The 24,613-nt window shown below is 70.6% G+C and carries 20 protein-coding genes; 12 read left to right on the forward strand and 8 right to left on the reverse strand.

Going from position 1 to position 24,613, the window contains the following annotated elements; translation table 11 throughout:
- Positions 1-42: 42 nt before the first annotated feature.
- From VGS97_RS18070 to VGS97_RS18080, 3 genes are all read left to right on the forward strand, one after another.
- A complete protein-coding gene (locus tag VGS97_RS18070) occupies positions 43-1,731 on the forward strand; it encodes a glycoside hydrolase family 13 protein (RefSeq protein WP_326854742.1) in 1,689 nt (562 codons plus the stop codon).
- Between the two features lie 142 nt (positions 1,732-1,873).
- Complete coding sequence (locus tag VGS97_RS18075) at positions 1,874-2,431, forward strand: SigE family RNA polymerase sigma factor (protein ID WP_326854743.1); 558 nt, start codon at positions 1,874-1,876, stop codon at positions 2,429-2,431.
- Entirely contained in the window at positions 2,428-3,240 is an 813-nt protein-coding gene (locus tag VGS97_RS18080) for an AMIN-like domain-containing (lipo)protein (RefSeq protein WP_326854744.1), read from the forward strand. Before VGS97_RS18075 ends, VGS97_RS18080 begins: the two co-directional genes overlap by 4 nt.
- Here the strand turns inward: VGS97_RS18080 and VGS97_RS18085 are convergent.
- Positions 3,216-4,367: an ROK family transcriptional regulator gene (locus tag VGS97_RS18085; RefSeq protein ID WP_326854745.1), complete on the reverse strand. Its 1,152-nt coding sequence runs from the start codon at positions 4,365-4,367 to the stop codon at positions 3,216-3,218. The two genes, VGS97_RS18080 and VGS97_RS18085, sit on opposite strands and share 25 nt — an antisense overlap.
- 250 nt (positions 4,368-4,617) lie before the next feature.
- Between VGS97_RS18085 and VGS97_RS18090 the strand changes: the two genes are divergently transcribed.
- Positions 4,618-5,811 (forward strand): hypothetical protein, encoded by a 1,194-nt coding sequence (locus VGS97_RS18090; protein ID WP_326854746.1) that lies wholly within the window; start codon positions 4,618-4,620, stop codon positions 5,809-5,811.
- 169 nt (positions 5,812-5,980) lie between these two features.
- On the forward strand, positions 5,981-7,900 hold the full coding sequence (locus VGS97_RS18095; protein WP_326854747.1) for a glycoside hydrolase: 1,920 nt from the start codon (positions 5,981-5,983) through the stop codon (positions 7,898-7,900).
- A 76-nt stretch (positions 7,901-7,976) separates the two neighbouring features.
- Here the strand turns inward: VGS97_RS18095 and VGS97_RS18100 are convergent, their stop codons facing one another.
- Both VGS97_RS18100 and VGS97_RS18105 read right to left on the reverse strand, forming a co-directional pair.
- Positions 7,977-9,758 carry an ArnT family glycosyltransferase gene (locus VGS97_RS18100; protein ID WP_326854748.1) on the reverse strand — a complete coding sequence of 594 codons (1,782 nt, stop codon included), beginning with the start codon at positions 9,756-9,758 and terminating at the stop codon, positions 7,977-7,979.
- A 249-nt stretch (positions 9,759-10,007) separates the two neighbouring features.
- Positions 10,008-10,541, reverse strand: a complete 534-nt coding sequence (locus VGS97_RS18105) for a MarR family transcriptional regulator (RefSeq protein WP_326854749.1) — start codon at positions 10,539-10,541, stop codon at positions 10,008-10,010.
- 176 nt (positions 10,542-10,717) lie between these two features.
- Between VGS97_RS18105 and VGS97_RS18110 the strand changes: the two genes are divergently transcribed.
- Genes VGS97_RS18110 through VGS97_RS18120 form a run of 3 tightly spaced genes read left to right on the forward strand, consistent with a single transcriptional unit; the run spans position 10,718 to position 12,855 of the window.
- Complete coding sequence (locus VGS97_RS18110; RefSeq protein WP_326854750.1) at positions 10,718-11,344, forward strand: DUF1707 domain-containing protein; 627 nt, start codon at positions 10,718-10,720, stop codon at positions 11,342-11,344.
- Between the two features lie 18 nt (positions 11,345-11,362).
- Entirely contained in the window at positions 11,363-11,827 is a 465-nt protein-coding gene (locus VGS97_RS18115) for a hypothetical protein (RefSeq protein WP_326854751.1), read from the forward strand.
- A 32-nt stretch (positions 11,828-11,859) separates the two neighbouring features.
- Positions 11,860-12,855: a patatin-like phospholipase family protein gene (locus VGS97_RS18120; protein WP_326854752.1), complete on the forward strand. Its 996-nt coding sequence runs from the start codon at positions 11,860-11,862 to the stop codon at positions 12,853-12,855.
- A 357-nt stretch (positions 12,856-13,212) separates the two neighbouring features.
- Here the strand turns inward: VGS97_RS18120 and VGS97_RS18125 are convergent, their stop codons facing one another.
- The 5 genes from VGS97_RS18125 to VGS97_RS18145 all read right to left on the reverse strand — a co-directional run bounded on the left by VGS97_RS18125 (position 13,213) and on the right by VGS97_RS18145 (position 18,900).
- Positions 13,213-14,160: an alpha/beta hydrolase gene (locus VGS97_RS18125; protein ID WP_326854753.1), complete on the reverse strand. Its 948-nt coding sequence runs from the start codon at positions 14,158-14,160 to the stop codon at positions 13,213-13,215.
- Between the two features lie 10 nt (positions 14,161-14,170).
- A complete protein-coding gene (locus VGS97_RS18130; RefSeq protein WP_326854754.1) occupies positions 14,171-15,106 on the reverse strand; it encodes an N-acetylmuramoyl-L-alanine amidase in 936 nt (311 codons plus the stop codon).
- An 88-nt stretch (positions 15,107-15,194) separates the two neighbouring features.
- Positions 15,195-16,358, reverse strand: a complete 1,164-nt coding sequence (locus VGS97_RS18135; protein ID WP_326854755.1) for an acyl-CoA dehydrogenase family protein — start codon at positions 16,356-16,358, stop codon at positions 15,195-15,197.
- Positions 16,359-16,564: 206 nt separating this feature from the next.
- The gene (locus VGS97_RS18140) at positions 16,565-17,794 is read right to left on the reverse strand and encodes an acyl-CoA dehydrogenase family protein (RefSeq protein WP_349262177.1); all 1,230 of its coding nucleotides are present in this window, start codon (positions 17,792-17,794) and stop codon (positions 16,565-16,567) included.
- A gap of 17 nt (positions 17,795-17,811) precedes the next feature.
- Complete coding sequence (locus VGS97_RS18145; RefSeq protein WP_326854757.1) at positions 17,812-18,900, reverse strand: phosphotransferase family protein; 1,089 nt, start codon at positions 18,898-18,900, stop codon at positions 17,812-17,814.
- A 162-nt stretch (positions 18,901-19,062) separates the two neighbouring features.
- On the opposite strand from VGS97_RS18145, the gene VGS97_RS18150 reads away from it, so the two are divergent.
- From VGS97_RS18150 to VGS97_RS18165, 4 genes are all read left to right on the forward strand, one after another.
- Complete coding sequence (locus VGS97_RS18150) at positions 19,063-20,763, forward strand: long-chain fatty acid--CoA ligase (RefSeq protein WP_326854758.1); 1,701 nt, start codon at positions 19,063-19,065, stop codon at positions 20,761-20,763.
- A 30-nt stretch (positions 20,764-20,793) separates the two neighbouring features.
- On the forward strand, positions 20,794-22,068 hold the full coding sequence (locus VGS97_RS18155) for an acyl-CoA dehydrogenase family protein (protein WP_326854759.1): 1,275 nt from the start codon (positions 20,794-20,796) through the stop codon (positions 22,066-22,068).
- Between the two features lie 35 nt (positions 22,069-22,103).
- Entirely contained in the window at positions 22,104-22,727 is a 624-nt protein-coding gene (locus VGS97_RS18160; RefSeq protein WP_414641747.1) for a TetR/AcrR family transcriptional regulator, read from the forward strand.
- A 205-nt stretch (positions 22,728-22,932) separates the two neighbouring features.
- A partial coding sequence (locus VGS97_RS18165; protein WP_326854761.1) for an MFS transporter occupies positions 22,933-24,613 on the forward strand: 1,681 nt, incomplete at its 3' end.

Genomic DNA, 24,613 nt, shown 5'->3' on the forward strand with positions numbered 1-24,613 from the left:
CAGTAACCCGGTCTGACCAGAACCACGGAAGCGGTTGACATCTTGTCCGACAACATCACTGCTTCGGCTTCATCCGAACGGCCGACCTGGTGGCGCCACGGCGTCGTCTACCAGCTGTACGTCCGTTCCTACACCGACGCGAACGGCGACGGCATCGGCGACCTCGGCGGGGTCGCGGCCAGGCTGGACCACATCGCCACGCTCGGCGTGGACGGCGTCTGGCTCAATCCCTGCTATCCGTCGCCGAACCGCGACGGTGGCTACGACGTGGCCGACTACACCGTCATCGACGAGCGCTACGGCGGGATGCCCGCGTTCGAGGCGCTGCGCGACGCCGCGCACGCGCGCGGGCTGAAGCTGCTGATGGACCTGGTGCCCAACCACTGCTCGACCGAGCACGACTGGTTCCGCCGCGCGGTCGCGGCCGGTCCCGGAGCGGATGAACGCGGCAGGTTCATCTTCCGGGACGGCCGCGGCGCCGGCGGATCGCAGCCCCCGAACAACTGGCGCTCCACGTTCGGCGGCCCGGCGTGGACCCGGCTGACCGGTCCGGACGGCGAGCCGGAGCAGTGGTACCTGCACAGCTTCGACGCCGGCCAGCCCGATTTCGACTGGTCGAACCCCGAGGTCGCGGACATGTTCGACGACGTGCTGCGCACCTGGTTCGACCGCGGCGTCGACGGCTTCCGCATCGACGTCGCGTACGCGATGGTCAAGCATCCGGACCTGCCGGACCTCGACGACCCGGCGGGAGAGAACCCCTACAGCTGGAACCAGCCCGGGGTGCACGACATCTTCCGCCGCTGGCGCGCCCTGGCCGACGCCTACGAGCGCGAGCTCGCGCTGGTAGGCGAGGTCTGGCTGCCTCCGGCCGAGGCCGCCGACTACATCAGGCCGGGCGAGTTGCACCAAGTCTTCAACTTCGATCTGCTCCAGCAGGAGTTCGACGCCCGCGCCTTCCGCGCGTCCATCACCGACTGCCTCGACGCGCTCAAACACGTCGAGGGCGTGCCGGCGTGGACGCTCAACAGCCACGACGTCCATCGCGCCGTGACGCGTTATGGCCTGACCGATCCCGAGCCGCCCGCCACGGCCGACCTCAACGCGCTGCGCACTCGTGCGCGAGGCGTCGTCGACGTGCAGCTCGGGACCGAGCGCGCCAAAGCCGCGCTGCTGCTGATGCTCGCTTTGCCCGGTACCGCGTACCTCTACCAGGGTGAGGAACTCGGCCTGCCCGAGGTCCAGGACCTGCCGGACGAGGCGCGGCGGGATCCGATCTGGGAGCGCTCGGGCCACACCGAGCACGGCCGCGACGGATCCCGCGTCCCGCTGCCCTGGCGGGCTGACGCGCCGGACTTCGGCTTCAGCCTCGGCCCTGACCACCCGGAACACGCTCAGCACACTGAAGCGGAACCGCCCTGGCTCCCCCAGCCGGCGTGGTTCGCGGACTACAGCGCCGATCGGCAGGAGTCCGATCCGCGGTCCGTGCTCGCGTTCTACCGCCGCGCTCTGCGCGAGCGCAGGAACCTCGACCCGGACGCACCGCTCGCGTGGCTGGAAATCCAGCGTGACGACGCCATCGCGTTCCGCCGCGGCGACTACGTCTGCGTGACCGTCTTCGACGGACCGCCGATCGACGCCCTGCCGCAGTGGGGTCCGGCAGTCATCTCCAGCGGCACCGCCGGCGACACGAGGACGACGACCTGGTACTGCACCGCCCCAGCCGAATGACGATCAACCGCTTGCCACGGCGGCGTCCGCCTGCGATGCTCTCTAATGTGATGTGCGTCACATCTGCCTGGCGCTGACAACCCGGCCGCCGTGATCGGCGGTCTGGTTCGTCAACGCTTGTGGCTCAAGGGGGCTGAATCGGGTGGACGCCAGAGCGCGCGCCGAGTTCGAGGAGTTCGTCACGGCGCGCTCCGCCGCGCTGTTCCGCACCGCCGTCCTGCTGACCGGAAACCGGCAGGACGCCCAGGACCTGGTGCAGTCGGCGCTGGAACGCGCCTGCCGGCACTGGGACCGGGTCGCGGCCGCGGAGCAGCCCGAGGCTTACGTGCGCCGGATCCTGGTCAACGGATTGAAGGACCGGTGGCGGTTGCTGCGGCGGCTCGCCGAAGTGCCCTTCGACGACGCCTGGCCTTCCGCGCCTTCCGGCCAGGCCCCCTTTCGGCAGGTCGAGCTGCGGCGGTCGATGATCGCCGAGCTGCGGCGGCTGCCGGTCGGCATGCGCTCGGTGCTGGTCCTGCGGTACTTCGAGGACCTGTCCGAGGCCGAGATCGCCCGCGCCCTGAACTGTTCGACCGGGACGGTCAAGTCCCAGGCGGCCCGCGGGCTGGCCCGGCTGCGGGCCTCGCTCGGGCCGGCCGCGGCCCGGTTCCCGACGAATCAGGATGCGGTTATTCGACTGCTGCCCGGAGGAGACTCATGAAGCGTCCGATGTCACCCTTCGAGCAGGAACTGGTGAAGGCCATGGACGAGTACGCACACCACGCCACATCCCCGGGCTTCGACGCCGCCCGGATCGTCGCCCGCGAGCGGCGGCGCATCAGGGTCCGGATCTCGCTCGCCACCGTCTCGGTCGCGACCGCCGCGGGCATCGCCGCCTGCGTGGCGACCGGCGCGCCGGGCACCGGACGGGTGGGCGTTCCGGTGGTCGGCGGGACGACCGCCCCGGCGACGTCAAGCCCCGCACCCGGCGCGAGTGCGGGGCCGACCGGCGCCACCGGCGGCGGCAGCCCCGCCACCTCGTCCTCGTCGACGCCAGGCGGCGTGGCGCCGTCCTGGCCGACCACCGCGACGAGCAGCCCGTTCACCGGCACCGTGCCTCCGGTACCCGTGCTGGTCTCCGTTCGCGTCGGCGCGCACCCCGAGGGCGGCTACGACCGGATCTCGCTCGAATTCACCGGACAGGCTCCCGGCTATCACGTGGGGTACGTCCAGCAGGTGGTGCGCGACGGGTCCGGCGCACCGGTCTCGCTGCCCGGTTCGGCGTTCCTGCAACTCGCCTTCACCTCGGCGCAGGCGCACGACGCGAACGGCGGCTCAACGCTCAACCCGGCACCGACGAACCCTGTCACGGTCGGCTATCCGGAACTGCGCTCGTACGTGCTCAACGGCGATTTCGAGGGCACCGTCTCCGTCGCGCTCGGCCTGGCCGCGCAGCACGGCTTCCACGTCAGCGAGCTGACGAAGTCGCCGACAGACCACGTCGTCTACATCGACATCGCGCGAAGCTGATCCTTCTGGCGCGGCGCCGCGAGCGGGGCGGCCAGCACGATGCGGGCGGCTCCGGCGGCGATGAGCTGATCGTCCCAGGGGCGCACGTCGATCCGGGTCTCGCGGACGCAGGGAAGCAGGTGCGCGGCCAGCGCGCGATGGAAGGGCTCGCTGAGCCACTGCCACAGCGCGGTGATCTCGCCGACGACCATCACGGTGTGCGGCCCGAGCAGGTTGATCGTCCCGGCCAGGCTGCGGCCGAGCAGCGCGCCGGAATCCGCGAGCAGCCGCTCGGCATCGCCGCCGCGGCGCGCCGCGGCGGCGAGCTCGGCGAGCTCGCAGTGCTCGCCGATGATGCCCGCCGCGCGCGCCCTGCGTACGAGCGCTTCCGTACTCACCTGCGTCTCCAGGCACCCCCGGTTGCCGCAGGCGCATTCCGGGCCGTCGGGCAGGACCGGCAGGTGGCCGAACTCCCCGGCGGCGCCGGCGGCGCCACGGTACGGCGCCCCGTCGAGCACCATGCCCAGGCCGATCCCCTGGCCGATCGCCACCAGCAGGAAGTCGGCGCATTCGGCGCCCGGACCGTAGAGGCGTTCGGCGGCGGTCAGGGCGCTGATGTCGTTGTCGACGAACACCGGGACGCCGAGCGCCGAGCGCAGGTGCGCGGCCAGCGGCAGGCCGTTCCAGCCCAGGCGCACGGACATGCGCAACGTTCCGGTCTCGGGCTCGACCACCCCGGGCACCGCGACCCCGACACCCGAGAGCGGCATGCGGTTGCGCTCGGCCTCGTCGACCTCGGCGCGGATCAGGGCCGTGAGCAGGTCCGCGGCGTCAGGCGCACCCGGGTCGAATTCCCGGCGGAAGCTGTGCACCACCGCGGCATCGAGGCGGGCGACGACGCCGGTGACGTGCTCGTGCGCCACCTGGACGCCGATCGCGTGCGTGGACGCGGGCACGAGCCGCAGCGGGATCGAGGGGCGTCCGGCCGGTGACGGACGGGGATCCTCCTCGGCGAGCAGACCCTCCGCGAGCAGCCGGCGGGTACTCGCGGTGATCGTCGCGGGACTGAGCCCCAGCAACTCGGCGATCTGCGCGCGGCCGAGCGGCCCCCGCCGGGCGAGCAGCGCCAGCACGGCGGTGCGAGTCATGTCTCCCGAGACCGAGCCCGCACCCCAACGCATCTTCCATCGCTTCCTGCAAGCACCGCCGGACGATGCCCACCAGCCTAACCTCACCGGCGCCGATGGGCGCTTGAGCAGCGCACCGGGAACGGTTTCGCAGAATTCTCAGAAGTTGTATCTGGCTCGCGCCGACCGGCTCTTGGGATGCAGCACTCGGATACACACGGGGCCGGTATCGCTGTGCACCGGCCGGGTGCTCTCTACAAGGGAGGGAAAGTTGAAGATCGTTCGACTGCCGTCGCGGCACGGGGGGCCGGGCCGAAGCAGTGCCGCACGAGCCGGCACGCGGCGCGTGCTGCCGCTGCTGGCGCTGGCCGCAGCGCTGTTCACGGCGGGTACCGCACCGGCGGCCGCCGCGGGAAGCACCGCCGCGCGTCCCGCACACGCGACGACCACGACCAACAGCCCCACCGCGGTGGCCAAGCCCGCGCCGGTGCCGCCGAAGGGCATCCCGGTCGGGTTCACGAACGTGGCCAAGCCGCACGTCACCGGCCACGCCGCCATCCGGCCCATGACCACGTGGACCGTGTCGCTGACCGCGAGCACGTATGACACGTGGCCGACGGATTACTCGACGCTGACCGCCACGGCCAACCAGGACGTCGGGCCGACGCCGTACTTCATCTACATCATCAACGCGAACACCGGCGCCAGCGTGGCCATGTGCGGCAGCGGCACCACGTGCGCAGTCACGCTGACCTACCCGACGCCCATCACCGTCGGCTTCTACGCGATCATCGCCACGAGCAGCACCGGCACAAGCGAGCAGGCGCTCTCGGTCGAGTTCACGGTGGAGTGGCAGGGGATCGACCTCAGCCTGGCCGCCAGCCCCAGCACCCTGCCGGTGGGCAACGTCAGCACGCTGACCGCGACGAGCGACGTCGACATCGCGTCCTCGCCGTTCTACATCCAGATCTGGGACACCACCGTCGGCGGAGGCCCGCTGAACGCCCCGTTCACCTGCGGCGGAGGCAAGACCTGCACCGTCTCCGTCAGCCAGAGCGTCGCCACCACGCACACCTTCGTCGCCACCTTCGGCAACGTCGGCTCCGCATACCCGCCCTCCAGCCTCCAGACGACCAGCGCGACCAGCTACGTCACCTGGACCGCCTCCGGCTGGACCGTCTCGCTCAACGCCCCGGCCATCACGATCAACGGTCCCGAGACCGTCACGGCGACCGCCAACGGCAACGTCGGGCCCACGCCGTACTACATCGAGATCTTCGATGAGAACGGCACCCTGCTCGCCGCCTGCGGCTCCGGCACGACCTGCTCGGTGAGTTTCACGCCGATCAGGTGGCCGGGCAGCAACTTGGTCGCCTTCGTCTCGTCCTACTCGTCCACGTTGCCCCCGGCCGTCATCGAGGCCTCGTCCAACACCGTGAACTCGCAGTACGAGTACCTCGGCTGAGCCGCGGCCGGCGCACCAGCCGCCGTTAGCCAGAGCCCTGTCATAACAGGCAGGTGGGGAGCCCCGGTCGACGCCGGGGCTCCCTGTCGTTCGGGTGCCTTGACAGCGTCGTGATGCGGTCTTAACGTCCTCCGCGATTAATTCGCGCCCGAATTAAGGAGGATGGTACATGCGTGATCGACGAAGCTCACGCCCGCGGCGCTCCGCGCTTCCGCCGCTGAGCGCCGGGATGCTGCTCGTGGCGAGCGCCGGGGCCGCGGTGCTCTCCCCCGCCCCGGCCGGGGCCGCCACGCCGACCGCCGTGATCACCGCTCCCGCGCAGACCGTCGCGGGCTTCGGCGCGTCCGGCGCGTGGTGGGTCAACGATCTGGCGAACTTCTCGGCGAGCGCGCAGAGCCAGGTGGCCGGCCTGCTGTTCGGCAGCGGCGGCATCGAACTGAGTCAGTACCGGTACAACATCGGCGGCGGCGGGGTGGGCGTGAGCACGCCGGCCCGTGCCCCGCAGAGCTTCCTGACCTCGTCAGGGTCCTACAACTGGTCGAACGACGCCGGGGGCCAGTACTTCCTCAAGGCCGCGGCGGCCGACGGCGTGCCCGACCTCATCGGCTTCGTCAACAGCGCGCCGAGCCAGTACACGACGAACGGCAAGAACTGCGGCGGGAACATCAACACCGCCGACGACGCGGCTTACGGCACCTATGTCGCGACGATCGTGTCGCACTTCGCGTCGACGGGCGTGCACTTCGGCGAGATCAGCCCGATGAACGAGCCCGACGACTCGTTCAGCAGCTGCGGCCAGGAAGGCATGGCCGTCCCGGCCTCGGCGCGCGCCGGCGTGATCGACGCCGTCGGCTCGGCGCTCGGCTCCGCGGGTCAGCCCACGAAGATCATCGCCGACGAGTCGAGCCAGACCACGCAGCTGCTGTCCGAGGCGCCCACCTGGCTCGCCGATTCGAGCGCGCCCTCGCACCTGACGGCTATTGCGCACCACACCTACAACTACCCGTCGAACTCGGCCCTTGAGCAGGTCGGGGCGCTCGGTGACGTCAACACGAAGCCGGTGTGGGCCAGCGAGATCTGCTGCCAGGTCACCGGCGGCGGCTATGGCCAGCAGTACGACCCGACGATGTCCGGCGCGCTGGTGCTAGCGAACTACGTCTACACGGACTTCTCCTACGCCGACGACAGCGCCTTCCAGTGGTGGACCGCGCTCTCCTCGGCGCTCGGCTGCAATCCGGCGGCCAGCGGTTCGTGCCCGACCACCGTGAACTCCTCCGGCTGGAACGACGGGCTGGTCTACTACGACCCGAACTACGCGAGCGACGGAAACCAGAACGTCTATCCCACAAAGCGCTTTTACGCGCTCGGCCAGTACAGCAGGTACGTCCGGCCCGGCGCGGTGCGGTACGGCGTGTCCGGCTCACCGTCCGGCGTGCAGACGACGGCCTTCTGGCACAACGGCCAGTGGACGGTCGTGGCGAACAACGCCAACACCTCCGCGACCACCCTCAGCCTCAACCTCGGCAGCGGCACCGTGAGCGCGGCCGGCGCACATCAGACCGACGCGAGCGAGAACCTGGCGAGCATCGCGGCGCCGAGCATCTCCGGCTCCACGATCAGCGCGTCCCTGCCCGCGCAGAGCGTGACCACGTACGTGCTCACCAGCTCCGGCAACCCGGGCAGCGGCGGCACCAGCGCGCACGAACTCGTCGGCGTCCAGTCCGGCAAGTGCCTCGACGTGCCCGGCGCCTCGACCACCAACGGCACCCAGCTGGACCTCTACAGCTGCAACGCTGGCAGCAACCAGGAGTACACGCTGAACCCGAACGGCGAGATCACGGTCTACACCGGGTCCGGCATGAAGTGCCTGGACGCCTACCAGCAGGGCAAGACGGCGGGCACGATCGTCGACATCTACACGTGCGGCGGCGGCAGCAACCAGCTCTGGCAGGCGCATCCGGACGGCAGCATCACGAACAACGAGTCAGGCCTCTGCCTCGACGCGTACGGCCAGGGCACGGCCAACGGCACCAAGATCGACCTTTACACCTGCAACGGCGGCACCAACCAGCAGTGGACGCTGAACTGAGCCAGGAGTGCCGAACCAGGACTCGTGTTGGGGAGGCCGCGTGCAGCCTCCCCAACACCGGCGCGCTGAGCGATCCTCAACAGTGGTCGGCCAGTCTGCCGGGGCGTTCGGCGTTGATCTGCGCGGTGGTGGGCATCGCCAGGGGGCCGGTGACCTCGTAGGCCGTGAGCTGGGAGTCCGTGTACACCTGCTTCACGTGGCCGGTCGTCAGATTGACGGCGACGAGGGCGCGCACCGACTGATCGATCAGGTCGCGGCACTGCGGCTGGCTGATCAGAATCGTTTCGGCGCCGGTGACGGGTTGAGCCGCGCTGGTGTAGACGGTTCTGCCAGGCAGGTAGTACGACAGCGACCAGATGGGGAGACCGGCGCTGACGATCGGGCCGGTCAGGTTGTACTCGCGCATGAGCTTGGGGACGACCATCACGCCCGTCGGCTTTATCCCGGCCACGACGACTGTCTGGTCGACGCTCTCGGCCGCCGGGATGGCAAGCACCGCCGCGCCGGTGGCCAGAGCGATCGGAATCGTCAGGCGTGGAACTCGCACGGCGCGGCGGATCACTTCGGCAGAGCCGAGTGCGGCGAGGACCAGGAACATCGGGGTCCACATCACCCAGTAGTAGCCGAGCGCGACGTTCGCGATGAAGCCGTGGAAGACGACCGGCGCCGCCAGCGCCGCGACGCACCACCAGACCAGCAGATCCCGGCGCAGCACCACGGCGCAGAGCGCGGCCGTGACGAGGAACACGGTCAGCACCGAGCCGTAGTTGTGCCCGGCGAACCAGAAGTTGGCCCACCACGGCGGGTCCGCCGAGACCCGGCCGGCAAATCCGATCAAATGACCGGCGGAGGCCTGCGCGGACTGGAAGTCGATCAGATACCTAATGCGGTCGATCGGGTGACCCAGCGGTACGTAGAGCCCGACGAAGACGGCGAGCGACACGACGATCGCGACGAGGGCTTGGACGCTGCGGATGAGGAATTCACGGGCCGGGCGGCGAGGCTGGGACCATGTCAGGTCGGGCCGGGACTGTGTCAGGTCGGGCCGGGACCGCGTCGGGTCGAGCTGAGGCCGCGTCAGGTCGATCGGCGCGACATCCGCTGAGGTTGCTGATGCACTGGCTGCGACATCTGCTGGAGCGGTGGCGGCTGGGGTGGCGGGTCCGGCCTTCGGCGCCACCGCCGACCTGATGAACGGTGCGATGATCAGTGTGGCGATCACCGGACCCACCGCGCCGAGGAAACCGTTCTCCTTCGATCCGGCCGCGCAGCCCACCGCGACGCCGGTCAACATGGCGAAAACCCACGCGCTGCGGCCGGTCCGCTTGGACCACTCCCACGCCACCACGACCGAGAGCACCATGAACAGGCTCGCGACCGGGTCGAGCATCGCGAAGCGGTCGAATCGGCCGATCGAGTTGCCGGCCGGTTCAGGCAGGACCGTGAGCAGCGCTCCGGCCAGCAGTCCGGTCCAGCGGCCCGCGGCGCGTCCGATCCACACCGCGACTGCCAGCCCGGCGAGCACAGTCGCCAACGCGCTTATCGCGCGTGCCGCGGTCAGACCCGACGGCGTGCCGTCAACCAGTTGCGCCAAGCCGAACAGGTACTTGGCCAGCGGCGGATGCTCGAAGTTGTCCGGCGTCAAGGCCGGCCGGCCCCCGGTCAGCGGCGCCGGCGCAAGCACCTGGCCGTGGACGTATCGCCAGGCAGCGCTCGTATACGTCGGCTCGTCCGCCACGATCGGCGCCGTGCCGAGCTTGTAGAAGTTCTGGAACACGGCCCAGAGCGTCGTGAGTACCGCCGCGGCCACGAAGCCCCAGTCGCCCCGCCCGAAACCGATGCCGGGGTCGGCACGCATTACGGTCGCGCGGCCCGAGTGCCGCGTATGCGTTGAGAGCGCAGGTGTGTCTGTGTCGCCCGCGACTCGCGGCGCTCCTGACACGGCACATCTCCTTGATATTTTGTCGCTGCTGAGACATCACCAGTTGGACATGCACTGTAGCTGAGACGCATAGCCGACTCAGCTGAGTGCGTGCGGTGCAGGGTGCGGGGAGGCGCGAACGCGACCGCGGCGCCGGGCGTGTCGCTCAAGCGCCGGGCGCCTCAGTCAGCGGAAGTGAGAATACTGCGGCCGTTTGCCACTGGTCTCAAGCATGCCCGGATGTACGCCGGGCAGGTCGCCGGTGCGCTCGTCGGCGGCAGCGGCCAGTTTGCGCAGCAGACGCAGGAGTTGTTCGCACTCGGCCGGTTCCAGTGACGCGCACACCGCCGCCTCCACGCCGAAAGCCGCGTGGAACGCCTGGTCGAGGGTCGCGGCGCCCTTCTCGGTGAGCGTGACCGTGTAGGCCCGGCGGTCGTCCGGATGCGGGCGCCGCTCGATCAGGCCCTTGCTCTCCAGGCCGTCGACCAGCGCGACCATCCGGTTGGGCGTGATCCGCAGCATCGCGCCGAGCGCCCGCTGGGAATCGCCCCGGCAACTGGCCAGCAGCCGCAGCAGGCCGAACTCGCGCGGTTCGATGCCCAGCCCGCCCAGTGCCCGGCCCATTTCCGAACCGGCCTGGTAACCCAGCCGGGAGAGCAGGAAGACCACGCTCGGCGGGGTCTGTCCGGGGTCGGCGGGATACGCCGGGCTGGGCGTCATGGCGGTGCGTGCTCCTGGGCGGGGCGGTGGATCTGGGGTTCTTCCGGAACGGTACGGGCCTATGACGACTCACAGGAGGATCCCAGGTACAAATAGTTCCAGCAGAGTTACCATACCGTTGTGGGACGAGTTCGCTCCATCCCGGTGTGGTTCCGCGGAACGAGGTGACTGCGATCATGAGCGATGACACCGCTCCCGACCAGGACGGTCGCTCGGGCCCGGAGGACCGCGCCATGATTGAAGAGGGCACAGTCGAGAAGGGCGCAGTCGAGAAGGGCACGGTCGACAAGCGCACGGTTGAGCACAGCACGGCTGTGAACGGCTCGGTTGAGCGCAGCGCGACGCGGATCCCGGCAGTGGAGATTCACGAGGTCAAGATCCACGGCGCCTTGCGCGCATCCGACACCGAACGCGACGACGCGTTGCAAGCGCTGGCCGCGCACTACGCGGACGGCCGGCTTGAGCGTGCCGAGTTCGACGAGCGCGCCGAGGTGGCGCTCGCGGCGCGCACACGCGACCAGTTGCACGCGCTGTTCGCCGACCTGCCCGGACCTGTGCCCGTGCCGTCGTCCACGCCCGAGGTCGTTCCGGCCGCCCCACGCACGCCCGAGCGCGTGGCCGAGGCCCGTATGCGGCAACGCCCGGCCGGATTCCCGCCGCCGATCGTCTTCAGCCCGGTCCTGTTCGTGTTCGCGATCGTCGCGGTGTTGTACGGCGCGCCGCCGTTCCCGCTCATCCCGCTGGTGTTCATCCTGACCGGTGGTCCGCGACGCTGGGACCGGCAGGCACGGCCGTGGAACTGACCTCGTAGAATCGCCCCCGTGGAATCGAACTCACAGCCGCGAGCCGAATCGACGGCGCTAATGGAGCGGCTGCGCCGGGCGAGCTTCGGATCGCTGCTCGCGTTGCTGATCCAGTACGGGCTCGGCATGGGAGTCAGCCTGTTCGTGAACGTCCCCGACGCCGACAAGGGCAGAGGCACGGGAGAGGCGTTCGGCAAGGCCCTGTCCAGCGGCCCCGCCGCGCTGGCCGCGCACGCCGGTATCGGCCTGCTGCTGATCGTCAACGTGATCGTCGTGCTCGTACTCGCGATCCGCACGCGGCTGCCCTCGATGATCATCAGTGCCGCAGTCGGCCTGCTGTGCGTGATCGGCGCGGCGTTCTCCGGCGCCGACTTCGTCGACAAGGGCATGAACAGCTCGTCCATGACGATGGCCGTGCTGACCGGCGTCGCAATCGCCTGCTACGCGGTCAATCTCTACGTCCTCGGCTCCCGGCGAAGCTGACCGGCGGCACCGGGAATCAGTCGACTTATCCCATGACGGACCTGAACCAGGGCGGCCAGAGGCACGCCGATGCCGAGACGACTGCGGCCGCTGCCGTCGTCGACCTGCTCACGACTCGTGCCGCCGAGGGCAGCCGTCCCGGTCGGCGCACGGATCAGGCACGGCTGGTACTCCTGATCGAGGGCGGCAGCTCGCGTGGCACGTTCTCCAGCGGCATGACCCTCGTCATCGAGGAACGCGGGCTTCTCGACTGCTTCGACGCCGTGTACGGCTCGTCGGCCGGTGCGCTGAACGCCGCGTGGCTGCTGTGTCGGCGCGCGGCGCACAGCATAAGTGCGTGGTGGGATCCCGAAGTCATGCGGCGTGTGATCGATCCGCTGCGCGCCCTACGTGGCCGACCGATCATCGACACGCGGCATCTCGTGTACCACGTCTACGAGCACGTCATGCCGATGGGATTCACGGACATCCTCGACAACGCCGTCACCTTCCATCCGCTCGCGACGAACGCGCAGACCGGCGCATCGACGGACCTGCACTCGCTGCTTACCGACGTGCCGCAGCTCCAGCTCGCGTTGCGCGCGACGACCTGCCTGCCGGTGCTCGCGGGGCGGCCGGTGAGCTTGGGCACCGAGCGGTACGTCGATGCCGGGGTCTCGGAGAGCGTGCCGATCCACACCGCCATCGCGCAGGGTGCGACGCACATCGTCGCCCTCCGGACCCGGCGGCCGGAAGAGCTCGTACATCCGCCGTCGCGGTTGGAGCGGCGGATCGTCGGAGGCTACTTGGCCCGCCACGCGCCGGGCGCGCTCGACGCGTGGATGCATCGGCACGAGCGCCGCGCCGACGAGGAGCGGGCACTGGCCGGGCATCCGGCGGTGCTCCAGATCCGGCCGCCGGCCGATGCTCCGGTCATCGGCCGGGTCGAGCGCGATCCCGGCGTGCTGCGTAGCGCGGTGGAGTGCGGACGTGCCGTGGCGGCAGCGGCTCTAGGCGGCGCGGCGGCCGGGAATGTGTCAAGCGGCTGACGCGGAGTGGTCTAGCCGGAGCGGAGATTTTGCCGGTTCTTGAAGCAACCATCAGTTTCCACTGGACGACCTAAACCATGGAACCGGAGTTGTGTGCCGCCGCCCCGTGGTGTGAACCCCACCCCACACCCGGAGAGCGGCGGGCGGCGCCCCGCACGGCCGCACCACGTCCGGTTCCCCGGCCGCAACCGTCGTGGCTGTCCGCACGCATGCACAGGGGGCACGGCGGCTCGCTCGCGACCGGTCCGGCGGGTGTGACGACCCGCTGCCAGCCCGCCGGTCCGCTCCGACAGGACCGGCGGGCTCTCCCTTGTCCGATCAGGGGAACACGTGGGCTGAGAGGGCGTGCCCTCTGAATCAGGCGACGAATGCGTGCAGCGCGTCGGTGAACGCGTCGGGCTCGTCGATCCACGGCAGGTGGCCCGCCGATTCGAGGGTGACGCGGGTGACGTTGGGCAGCGCGTCAGCCAGCGAATCGACCGACCAGCGAGGCCTCGGGTCACGCGCACCGTCGACGACGAGTACGCGCATGGACACCGGCAGCGCACGGCAACGCGCGATCATGTCGGCCTCCGTCAGGGTACGCACTTCCGCGACGAGCAGCCGGTTGACCTCGGGATCGCTGACGAAGTACGGCGAGAGCAGCTGTTCGGCGTGTTCGCGGGCGGTGGCCGGATCGGGGAAGTCGGTCATCAGCCTGAGCACGTCCGCCTCCCGCTCCTGCTCCTCGGTCGGCTGGTCGAGTGCGGTGAGCGCGGCGAACTCGGCGGCGTGCGGGGCCATGGCGGCCAGGAAGTTCGCGTTGTGCCGCGGTCGCCAGTCCCAGGACAGGCCGACGCCGGCGACGTAGACGAGGCTCCGGGTGCGCTCGGGGTGGTTGAGCGCGTAGTGCAGCGCGAGGTTCGCGCCCCACGAGTGGCCGACGACGGTGACTCGCTCCAGGCCGTGCGCGGCACGCACCGCGTCCAGGTCCGCGACGAAGCGGGCCAGCGTGTACGGCCCCTGATGCCGGCTGCGGCCGCCTCCGCGCTGGTCCCAGCGGATCACCGGGCCGCGGCCGGCGAGCAGGACGGCGAGCGGGGCGAGGGTGTCCCAGAACCCGGGGCCGCCGTGGCAGAGGACGAAGCCCGCGTCGGCGTCGGCGTCGGATTCAGGGTCCGTGGATGCGCCGCGCGTGGATCGGCTGGGGGCCCCTTCACCCGAGCTCGTACTGCCGCTCTGCTCGCAGCGAGCGGTCCAGAGGCGGCAGCCGTCGTCGGTGGTGACGTAGCTCTCGGTGAAGACGGGGACCGGAGTGCTGGTCATCTGCTGCCGATCATCCGCCGCTGGTCAGGAAGGTGATGATCCCGTCGGCGATGGCGCCGGCGATGTGCCGGCGACCGCTCGCCGACTCCTCGATCGCCAGGTCGTCGGCGTTCTGCATGTTGCCGCACTCGACCAGGATCTTCGGCACCGTGGTCAGGTTCAGGCCGGCGAGGTCGTCGCGCGGCTCGTAGCCGTTCGTCCCGATGTAGGTCGACGGGGTCAGCCCGGACTCCCGGTCGAAGGTCGCGTGCAGATCGACCGCGAGCTGATGCGAGGCGGCGTCCACTCCGGAGCCGCCCACCGACTGGACCGCTTCGAGCAGCTGATAGCCGCGACCACCGACGGGCCCTCCGTCAGCGTGGATCGAGACCGCCGCGGCGGCGTGCGCGTCGTTGCCGATCGCGGCGCGCTTGTCCACGCAGGGTCCGACACTGCTGTCGTCGGTGCGCGTCATCACGACGGTGATTCCGCGCTGCTGGAGCAGCGCCTCAACCAGCAGCGCGACCTGGAAGTTGAACTGATGCTCGGTGTAACCGTCCGGGCCCTCGGTGCCCGTCGTGTCGCACGCCTTGTACTGGCCGAAACCCTGCGGGACGAGTTGGGCGATCTCGGCGGCGTGCGACGCGTTGCCGCCGTTGTGCCCGGGGTCGAGAGCGACGACCTTCCCGGCCAGCGGCGACACTGGGCTCGGCGCGGCGGCGGCTGTCGAGGACGCGATGGACCTCGGCGATTTCGTCGTCAGGGCGGAGGCCGCTCCCGAAGGCAGGAAACCGCCGGTGGCGGCCGTGGACGTGGCGGTCGGACCGCCCGCTTTCGCGCCATTGCCCGCCGCGAGCGCGGACGGGCTCCCGGCCACGTGGCCCTGGCAACCGGCGCACGCAGTGGTACCTGCCAGCAGGATCGCCAGGATTGCCGGGGCACGCCGCACTTTCGTTCGCGTCGTCACCCGGGCAACCCTAGCGACTGTGTCGGCAGGGATCCACGACGCCGCCCGACTACGTTGCGTCGCCGCATCGCCACCGGTGACCCCGGGATCACTCGGGCTGAGCCGCGGCGGGCAGGTCAACCAGCCGTCCGAGCGCGGCGCGGTGCCGGGCAGCGGTGCCGAGCGCGAGGGACGCGGACTTGGCGCGCTTGAGGTAGAGGTGCGCCGGGTGCTCCCAGGTGAATCCGATGCCGCCGTGCAACTGCACGCACTCCTCGGCCGCGCGCACCGCCACGCCGGAGCAGTACGCCTGTGCGAGCGCGACGGCGACCGGCGTGTCCGGATCGTCGTCGGCGACGCACGCCGCGGCGTATCTGGCGACCGCGCGCGCCTGGGTGACCGAGGCCCACAGGTCGGCGGCGCGATGCTTGAGCGCCTGGTAGGAGCCGATGAGCCGACCGAACTGAGTACGGGTCTTCAGGTAGTCGACGGTCAGGTCGAGGCAGGCCTGCGCGACGCCGAGTTGTTCGGAGGCGAGCATCGCGGCGCCGACGGTCAGGGCTCGCGCGAGCGCGGCGGCGGCCTGATCGCCGAGCGCGAGGCGGCGCGCGGGGACGTCGACGAGAGTGACGTCGTGCAGGGGGCGGGTCAGGTCGAGGCAGACCACTGCGTTACGGGTCAGCCCACTGGTGACCGCTTCCACGGCGAAGAGCGCCGGGCCGTCCGGCGCCATGGCCGGGATGAGCAAGAGGTCTGCGAAGCCGGCGTCGGCGACGCTGGTGATCCGGCCGGTCAGGTGATCGAGTTCGTCGGCGGTGACGGTCGCCGGAAACGGCGTGCCGGGTCCGGCGAAGTACGGTCCGGTCGACAGCGGCACCGCGAGCGCGACGGCGCCGCGGCCGGTGGCCAGCCGTTCGACGAGGTCGGCGTCGTCGAGTTCGAGTACGCAGGCCGTGGCGATGACCGCGCTGGTCAGGAATGGCGTCGGCGTGACGGCCCGGCCCAGTTCCTCGGCGACGACCGCGACCTCGCGCCACGACGCGCCTTCGCCGCCGTGTTTCTCCGGGACCGCGAGACCCGCGCAGCCGAGGCCGGACGCGAGCATCCGCCACAGCTCCGTGTCATAGACCTGATCCGATTCGCAGCGGGCGAGCACGGCGCTCCACGGGCTGCGGTCGGACAACAGCGAGCGGACGGAGGCGCGCAGGTCCTCTTCGACCTGCGAGTAGAGGAGGTCGGGAACGTGATTCGCCGACGCGGCGTTCGATGACACGGTGTCCGATAACACAGCATTCGATGACACGGTGTTCGACGGCACGGTCGGCGGCACAGCGTTCGACGGCACAATGTTCGATGATGCAGGGTTCGTCGGTGCGGTGTTCGACGGCACAGCGTTCGATGACGCGGTGTTCGATGACGCTGTGTTCGATGATGCAGGGCTCGATGCCGCTGACGCAGGGTTCGATGCTGCTGCCGTGTTCACCGGGACAGATCCTTCCAGGGCACGTCCTTGTCGACCCGGATCTCCGGGGGCAGGCCGAGCACGCGCTCGGCGACGATGTTGCGCAGGATCTCCGAGGTGCCGCCCTCGATCGAGTTGCCCTTGGAGCGCAGGTAGCGGTACCCGGCGCCGCGGCCGGTGAAGTTCGCGGAGTTCGGGCGGGCGGTCGCCCAGTCGCCGGTCGACCAACTGTCGTAGCGCAGGCCCTCCTCGCCGACGAGGTCGAGTTCGAACCCGGAGATCTCCTGGTTGAGCCTGGCGAAGGCGAGCTTGACCGCCGAGCCCTCCGGTCCGGGCGCTCCGGCGGCGAGTTGCTGCCGTAGCCGGGCCGCGGTGAGCCGGGCGGCCTCGGACTGCACCCACAGTTCGAGCAACGCGTCGTGCGCCGCCGGGGTGCGCAGTCCGGGGCGCTCGCGCCATTCCCGGGCGACCACGCCGATCATGCCGCCCTCGCGCGGCCGCGCGCCGCCGCCGATCGCGACGCGCTCGTTCATCAGCGTCGTCTGCGCGACCGCCCAGCCCGCGCCGACCGGCCCGAGCCGCAGCGCGTCCGGGATGCGCACCTCGCTGAGGAAGACCTCGTTGAACTCGGCCTCGCCGGTCAACTGCCGCAGGGGGCGGACTTGGACACCCGGCGCGGTCATGTCGCAGACGAAGTACGTCAGGCCCTTGTGCTTGGGCACGTTCGGGTCGGTCCGCGCGATCAGGATCCCCCAACGCGCCTCGTGCGCGATCGAGGTCCACACCTTCTGGCCGGTGACGAGCCAGTCTCCCGAGTCCCCCGAGTCGCCCGATCCGTCAGGGCGCTGCGGCACCGCCCGGGTGGCCAGGCCGGCGAGGTCGGAGCCTGCGCCGGGCTCGCTGAAGAGCTGGCACCAGACCTCCTCGCCGGTCCACAACGGGCGCAGGAAGCGCCGGCGCTGCTCGTCGGTGCCGTGCACCAGGATCGTCGGGGCGGCCATGCCGAGCCCGATGCCGATCCGGTCGGGCTCGTTGGTCGGTGCGCCCGCGGCGGCGAGCGCCTCGTCGACGATCCGCTGGTCCTCGCGCGGCGCGTCCAGGCCGCCGAGTCCCACCGGAAAGTGCACCCAGGCCAGCCCGGCGTCGAACTGCGCGCGCAGGAAGTCCAGTCGCGCCGTGGCCGCCGGATCGTGCTCGGCCAGCAGGGTCCTCACCCGTTCGAGCAGCATCTGCGATACCTCCTCGATTGTGCTCGATTGTGTTCTCAACCGCCGACGGACAGCGTTTCCTGGCCGCGCCGGACCAGCGCGGGCACCATGTCGCCCATGCCTTCGAAGCCTGATCCCACGGTCTGGCCGCTCAGGAAGCGGTAGTAGATGCCCTCGGCGATGACCGCGAGCTTGAAGTATCCGAAGGCGACGTACCAGGGCAGCGAGTCCACATCCAGTCCGCTGCGTGAGGCATAACGCTCGACCAGTTCGCCCTGCCCCGGGAACCCCGCCTCGGCGCTCACCGCCGAGGTCAGCGCGGCGTTGCCCAGCGATTCGAGCTCGGTCCAGTAGACGCACAACAGGCCGAGGTCGGCGAGCGGATCGCCGAGCGTGGCCATCTCCCAGTCGAGCACGGCGGCGATCCGGTCGTGCCCGTCCACGATCGCGTTGTCCAGCCGGTAGTCGCCGTGCACGATCACCGCACGCTGCGACGTCGGCACGGCGTCGCCGAGCGCCGCGTGCAACTCGTCGATGCCCGGCACCTCCCGGCTGCGCGACGCGGCCAGCTGCTTGCCCCAGCGCGCGACCTGCCGGTCCAGAAACCCCTGCGGGCGGCCGAAGTCCGCCAGGCCGACGTCGACCGGGTCGACCGCGTGCAGATCCGCGAGCACGTCCACCAGCGCCCAGGACATCGCCCGCGCCCGCTCGGCGGCCAGCCGCGCGGTCTGCGACGTTCTGCGGTAAACCGTCCCCTCGACCCGCTCCATGAGATAGAACGGCGCGCCGATGACCTCAGCGTCCTGACAGAGCAGGTACACTTCGGGTACCGGCACGGCGGTCGGCTGGAGCGCCGACAGCACGCGGAACTCGCGCGCCATGTCGTGCGCGGTGGCCAGCACGTGGCCGAGCGGAGGACGGCGCAACACCCAGGTGGCGGAACCGCCGTCGCGGCGGCCGTGGACGAGGTAGGTCAGGTTCGACTTGCCGCCGGCGATCAGCTCGGCGGCCAGCGGGCCGTCCGCGAAGCTGGGGCGGTGCCCGGCCAGGTAGGCCGCCAGCGGGCCAAGCGGCAGGCCGGGCGGATCCTGTCGGCCGGTCGGCGCGGCGGCGCGGCGGTCCGGTTCCGCGGGCTCGGTGGTCATCTCGGGTGCCTCGCTCAGGTCTTGCGGGCAGGACGGCTCGGTGGAACAGTACCGACTAGTCGGTACGTCGGCTAGAGCGTGTTCGAGCCGAGGTTGCGCGGGGGCCGCGCAGACACCAGTGAGGCGGACAACAGCAGCGACGCTGTCGGAAGAGGCTTGCAGATGATTGCCAGCACGATGCAGGACTACCCGCTCACCATCACGTCCATCCTGCGCCACGGTTCGCGCGTCTACCCCCGCAGCGAATGCGTCACCTGGACCGGCACCGCGGCGCGGCGCGCGACGTTCGCCGAGATTGCCCGCAACGCCGAGCGGCTGGCTGCGGCGCTGGCCCGGCTCGGCGTCGGCGCGGGCGACCGGGTCGGCACGTTCGCCTGGAACCACCAGGAACACCTGGAGGCCTACTTCGCGATCCCGTGCATGGGCGCCGTGCTGCACACGCTGAACATCCGGCTGCCCGCCGACCAGTTGGCGCACATCATCGACCACGGCGGCGACCGGGTCCTGCTGGTGGACGGCAGCCTGCTGCCGGTGCTGGCGCGCGTCGCCCCGGGGCTGGCCGGGGTCGAGACGTACGTCGTGATCGGCGACGGCGACCTGCGCCTGCTCGACGGGCTGCCCACCGGAACCAGGGTGCTGCGTTACGCCGACCTGCTCGCCGCCGAGCGGCCCGGCTATCAGTGGCCTGAGCTGGACGAGCGGTCCGCGGCGGCGATGTGCTACACCAGCGGCACCACCGGCGATCCGAAGGGCGTGGTGTACTCGCACCGCTCGGCCTATCTGCACGCGCTCGCCGGGCTCTCCGCCGGGCTGACCGGCTGCACCGACGCCGACAGGGTCCTGACGATCGTGCCGATGTTCCACGTGAACGCGTGGGGCATCCCGCACGGCTCGTTCCTCAACGGCAGTACGCTGCACATGCCGGGGCAGTACCTGACCCCTGACATGCTGGTCAGGTTCATCGAGACCGAGAAGGCCACGGTCGCTTCGGGCGTGCCGACCCTGTGGACCGCGATCCTCAACTACGGCGCCGACCACGAGATCGACCTGTCCTCGCTGCGGCTGGGCAGCTCGGGCGGCGCGGCCGCCTCCCGCTCGCTGTTCGAGGCCTTCGAGCGCAGGTACGGCCTGCGGATCATCCAGGGCTGGGGGATGACCGAGACCAGCCCGGTCTGCGGCATGGCGCATCCGCCGGCCGGGATCGAGCACGGTACCGCCGAGGAGATGGACTGGCGGCTGAAGACCGGCCGGGTCGGCGCCGGGGTGGAGATGCGGATCACCGACGTGCAGGACGGGCGCGAACTGCCCTGGGACGGCGAGGCGGTCGGCGAGATCGAGGTGCGCGGTCCGTGGATCACCGCGTCCTACTACCGCGACCCGGCGCCGGACCGCTTCCACGACGGCTGGCTGCGCACCGGGGACCTGGGCACGATCGACGAGCTCGGATACTTCCAGATCACCGACCGCGTCAAGGACCTGATCAAGTCGGGCGGCGAGTGGATCTCCTCGGTGGAGCTGGAGAACCAGCTGATCGGGCACCCCGGCGTGCTGGAGACCGCGGTGGTCGGGATTCCGGACACGCGCTGGGACGAGCAGCCGCTGGCCTGCGTGGTGCGCCGTCCGGGGCCGGCCGGCGAGGCGCTGACGGCCGAGGCGCTGGCCGCGTTCCTCGGCGGGAAGGTCGCGCGCTGGCAGATTCCCGAGTACTGGGCCTTCATCGACGAGGTGCCCAAGACCACGGTCGGCAAGTTCGACAAGAAGCTGCTGCGCGTGCGGCACCGCGAGGGCGCCCTGGAGGTGCGCAAGCTCGACCGCGTGCCGGACTCCGCGACCGCCGCGAACGTGGATCAGGTCAGCGGCTAGCAGCGGCTGGAACCAGGATGGGGAACGGCGATGGACTTCGAGATCAGCCCGAGGGCGCAGGAGTATCTGGAGCGGCTGCGCGCCTTCATGGAAAGCCACGTATATCCGGCCGAGCCGGTGTACGCGGCGCAGCGCCGGGCGCTGGCTGAAGCAGGGGACGTACACGGCGTGCCGGCGGTCGTGGCGCAGCTGAAGGCCGCGGCACGCGAGCGCGGCCTGTGGAACCTCTTCCTGCCGGACGCCGAAGAGCCGCGGCACGGCCTGTCCGTCGCCGACTACGCGCCGCTGGCGGAGCTCACCGGCCGCTCGATCGAGCTCGCCCCGGAGGCGCTCAACTGCGCCGCGCCGGACACCGGCAACATGGAGGTGCTGCACCTGTTCGGCACCGCCGAGCAGAAGGAGCGCTGGCTGGCCCCGCTGCTGCGCGGCGAGATCCGCAGCGGTTTCGCGATGACCGAGCCGGAGGTGGCCAGCTCGGACGCGTCGAACATCAGGACCCGGATCGAGCGGGACGGCGACGAGTACGTCGTCACCGGCCGCAAGTGGTGGACCACCGGGGCGATGGACCCGCGCTGCCGGATCCTGATCGTGATGGGCAAGACCGACCCGGACGGCCCGGCGCACCGGCAGCAGTCGATGGTGCTCGTGCCGCTCGGCGCGCCTGGGGTGAAGGTCGTGCGCGCCCTGCCGGTCTTCGGGTACCAGGACCAGCACGGCCACGCCGAGATCCACTTCGACGCGGTGCGGGTGCCGGCCGCGAACCTGATCGGCGAGGAGGGCGGCGGTTTCGCCATCGCGCAGGCCAGGCTCGGCCCCGGCCGGATCCACCACTGCATGCGCGCGCTCGGCATGGCGGAGCGGGCGCTGGAGCTGCTGTGCGAGCGCGCGGCCGGCCGGGTGGCATTCGGCCGCCCGGTGGCCGCGCAAGGCGTGATCCAACAGTGGATCGCCGAGTCGCGGATGGCGATCGAGCAGGCCAGGCTGCTGACGCTGAAGACCGCGTGGCTCATCGACCGGCACGGCGGCAAGGCCGCGCGCACCGAGATCGCCGCGATCAAGGTGGTCGCGCCGCGCGTGGCGCTGGACGTGGTGGACCGGGCGATCCAGGTGCACGGCGGCGCAGGCGTCAGCGATGACACCCCGCTGGCCGCGATGTGGGCCGCGCTGCGAACGCTGCGCATCGCGGACGGCCCCGACGAGGTCCACATCCGGTCGGTGGCACGCAACGAACTGGCGCCGTACCTGAACCGGGCAGGCGAGCCGAGACAGCCGGGCGTTCTGAAGCAGGCGGGCACCGGGGCGTGACCATGAATCGTGAACCGATGGACGCGTTCATCGCCATGCCGCGCACCGCCACCAGAGTCGCGCCGTCCCCGCTCGAACCGGACCTGGCAAGGCTGCCGGTGCAGGAGCGGCTGCTCGCCGCGTCGCTGCGACTGTTCGCGCAGCAGGGTTTCGAAGGCACGTCGGTACAGGAGATCGTGGCCGCGGCAGGCGTGACGAAGGGCGCGATGTACCACTACTTCGCGTCCAAGGACGAGCTGCTCTACCAGATCTACCACCGGCTGCTCGGCCTCCAGACGCAGCGGCTGACCACGATCGCCGACGGGCCGGGCTCCGCCGAGCAGCGGGTGCGCGCGGCGGCGGCGGACGTGGTGGAGAGCACGCTCAGCTCGATCGACGAGGCGATCGTGTCGTTCCGCTCGATTCACATGCTGCCGCTCCCTCAGCGGGTGCAGGTGCGCGCCGAGCGGCGGCGCTACCACGAGCGGTTCCGCGCGCTGGTCGAGGAGGGCCAGCGTGAGGGCGCGCTGCGCAAGGACGTGCCCGCGGACGTGGCCGTGCACTTCTTCTTCGGCTCGGTCAACCAACTGGGCACCTGGTACCACCGCGACGGCGAGCTGACTCGTGATCAAATCGCCGAGCACTACGCGGAACTGTTCATGACCGCCCTACGCACTTAGGCAGCGTCCAAGGACAAACAGCCCTGGAAGCAGCGCCGCGTCCGAAAAGCTGCGGTCTGGCGCGTTTACCGTGCCGTTGGGCGACCGCGGTTTCGGCGCCTTCTAGCCATACCGTCCGGTCGGTACTACGCTCACGCCGCCGCACAGCGTTGTGCGGTCGCATCGGCTTCGGCACTGCGACTCCTTCGGCTCAGGAGGCAGAGCAATGTCCGCTTCGGCAACGGAAGGAATCCCCGCTCCACGTCCCGCCGCCCCGCACTCGCTGTGGAACCGGCAGCTCAGCCGGTACCCTGACACCGCCGTCCGCTACGCATACCTCGCGATCGTCATCCTCGCGACGATCGCCCTCTACTACCAGCTCTACATCCAGTACGCGGTATCGACCGCGATCATCACGCACTACAACATGACCTTCACGTACTTCGTGTACGTGTCCGTCGTCGGCGCGGCGCTCGGCGCATTCGCCTCGCTGGCGGCCGGGCTCGCGGACCGCTGGGGCCGCGCGAACCTGACCATCTGGGGCCTGCTGATCACCGGCGCCCTTGTCGCCTTTGCGGTGCCCAACGCGTCGTCGAAGGGCATGTACCTGGCGCTGATCGCCATCGTCAACTTCGTCGAGGGCGTCATCCTGGTCACCACGCCGGCGCTTGTGCGGGACTTCTCCCCGCAGCTCGGCCGGGCCTCGGCGATGGGCTACTGGACGATGGGCCCGGTCGTCGGCAGCCTCGTGGTCACCGCGGTGACCAGCCACACGTACACCGGCTCGACGACCTGGCAGGACGAGTTCCGCTACGCCGGGTACGCCGGGCTGGCGCTGTTCGTCATCTCGCTGATCGGGCTGCGCGAGCTCTCCCCGCAGTTGCGCGACCAGATCATGGTGACGCTGCGGGACCGCGCGCTGGTCGAGGCGCGGGCCAAGGGCCTGGACACCGAGGCGGCGCTGCGCGGGCACTGGCGGCAGATGCTGCGCGTCGACATCGTCAGCTCGGCGTTGGCGATCAGCCTGTTCCTGCTGCTGTACTTCGCCGCGGTGGCCTCGTTCACGGTCTACTACGTGACCACCTTCGGCTACACGGTGCAGCGCACGGCCGGGCTGCTCAACTGGTACTGGGCGGCGAACGCGATCAGCTTGGTCGTGGTCGGGCTGCTGTCCGACGCGGCGAGGGTGCGCAAACCGTTCATGCTGATCGGGGCGCTCGCCTCGATCGGGGTGCTGATCCCGTTCGCGCTGGCCGCGACCCGGCCGCAGACCAGCTACTACACCTTCGCGCTGCTGGTCGCCGGGATCGGGATCTTCGGCGGGTTCACCTACGCGCCGTGGATGGCGAGCTTCACCGAGACCGTCGAGCGGCGCAACCCGGCGGCGACCGCGACCGGGCTGGCCGTGTACGGCTGGATCATCCGCATCGTGGTCGCGGCCTCGTCGGCGATCCTGCCGCTGGTCGTCTCCAGCGCCACACCACTGGTGGACCACGGCGCGCAGGTCGCGGCGGCGCAGGCGCAGGCCGGTCCGGCACTGGCGATCGTGCAGCAGCACCCGCAGCTGTTCGCGCAGCTCTCGCAGTACCCGCCGAACGCGGTCCCGCCGGCGCTCCAAGCACAGGCGGCGGCGCAAGTCGGCATCCCGGACCTGCTGACGGTGCAGAAGGCCGCGCCGCAACTGGCGGTGCTCAGCCAGTACGGCCCCGCGGTCCAGCAGGCCGCGGCGCAGAACCCGAAGGAATGGCAGCGCTGGTGGTGGGTGTGCGTCGGCGGCGAGGCCGTCTTCATCCCGTTCATCTTCCTGATGGCGGGGCGCTGGAGCCCGCGCAAGGCGCGCGAGGACGTTCAGGCGCACGAGAAGCTCATCAGCGAGCAGCTGGCCGAGCTGAGCGGCGCGACACCCT

The organism is Actinocrinis sp., from assembly GCF_035946395.1.
Lineage (GTDB): Bacteria > Actinomycetota > Actinomycetes > Streptomycetales > Catenulisporaceae > Actinocrinis.

Excerpts from the sequence above, each read along its gene's own strand:
- VGS97_RS18080 (WP_326854744.1), top strand. The coding sequence starts at position 2,428 with ATGAAGCGTCCGATGTCACCCTTCGAGCAGGAACTGGTGAAGGCCATG.
- VGS97_RS18085 (WP_326854745.1), bottom strand. The coding sequence starts at position 4,367 with ATGACTCGCACCGCCGTGCTGGCGCTGCTCGCCCGGCGGGGGCCGCTC.
- VGS97_RS18095 (WP_326854747.1), top strand. The coding sequence starts at position 5,981 with ATGCGTGATCGACGAAGCTCACGCCCGCGGCGCTCCGCGCTTCCGCCG.
- VGS97_RS18100 (WP_326854748.1), bottom strand. The coding sequence starts at position 9,758 with ATGCGTGCCGACCCCGGCATCGGTTTCGGGCGGGGCGACTGGGGCTTC.
- VGS97_RS18105 (WP_326854749.1), bottom strand. The coding sequence starts at position 10,541 with ATGACGCCCAGCCCGGCGTATCCCGCCGACCCCGGACAGACCCCGCCG.
- VGS97_RS18110 (WP_326854750.1), top strand. The coding sequence starts at position 10,718 with ATGAGCGATGACACCGCTCCCGACCAGGACGGTCGCTCGGGCCCGGAG.
- VGS97_RS18120 (WP_326854752.1), top strand. The coding sequence starts at position 11,860 with ATGACGGACCTGAACCAGGGCGGCCAGAGGCACGCCGATGCCGAGACG.
- VGS97_RS18125 (WP_326854753.1), bottom strand. The coding sequence starts at position 14,160 with ATGACCAGCACTCCGGTCCCCGTCTTCACCGAGAGCTACGTCACCACC.
- VGS97_RS18145 (WP_326854757.1), bottom strand. The coding sequence starts at position 18,900 with ATGACCACCGAGCCCGCGGAACCGGACCGCCGCGCCGCCGCGCCGACC.
- VGS97_RS18150 (WP_326854758.1), top strand. The coding sequence starts at position 19,063 with ATGATTGCCAGCACGATGCAGGACTACCCGCTCACCATCACGTCCATC.
- VGS97_RS18155 (WP_326854759.1), top strand. The coding sequence starts at position 20,794 with ATGGACTTCGAGATCAGCCCGAGGGCGCAGGAGTATCTGGAGCGGCTG.
- VGS97_RS18160 (WP_414641747.1), top strand. The coding sequence starts at position 22,104 with ATGCCGCGCACCGCCACCAGAGTCGCGCCGTCCCCGCTCGAACCGGAC.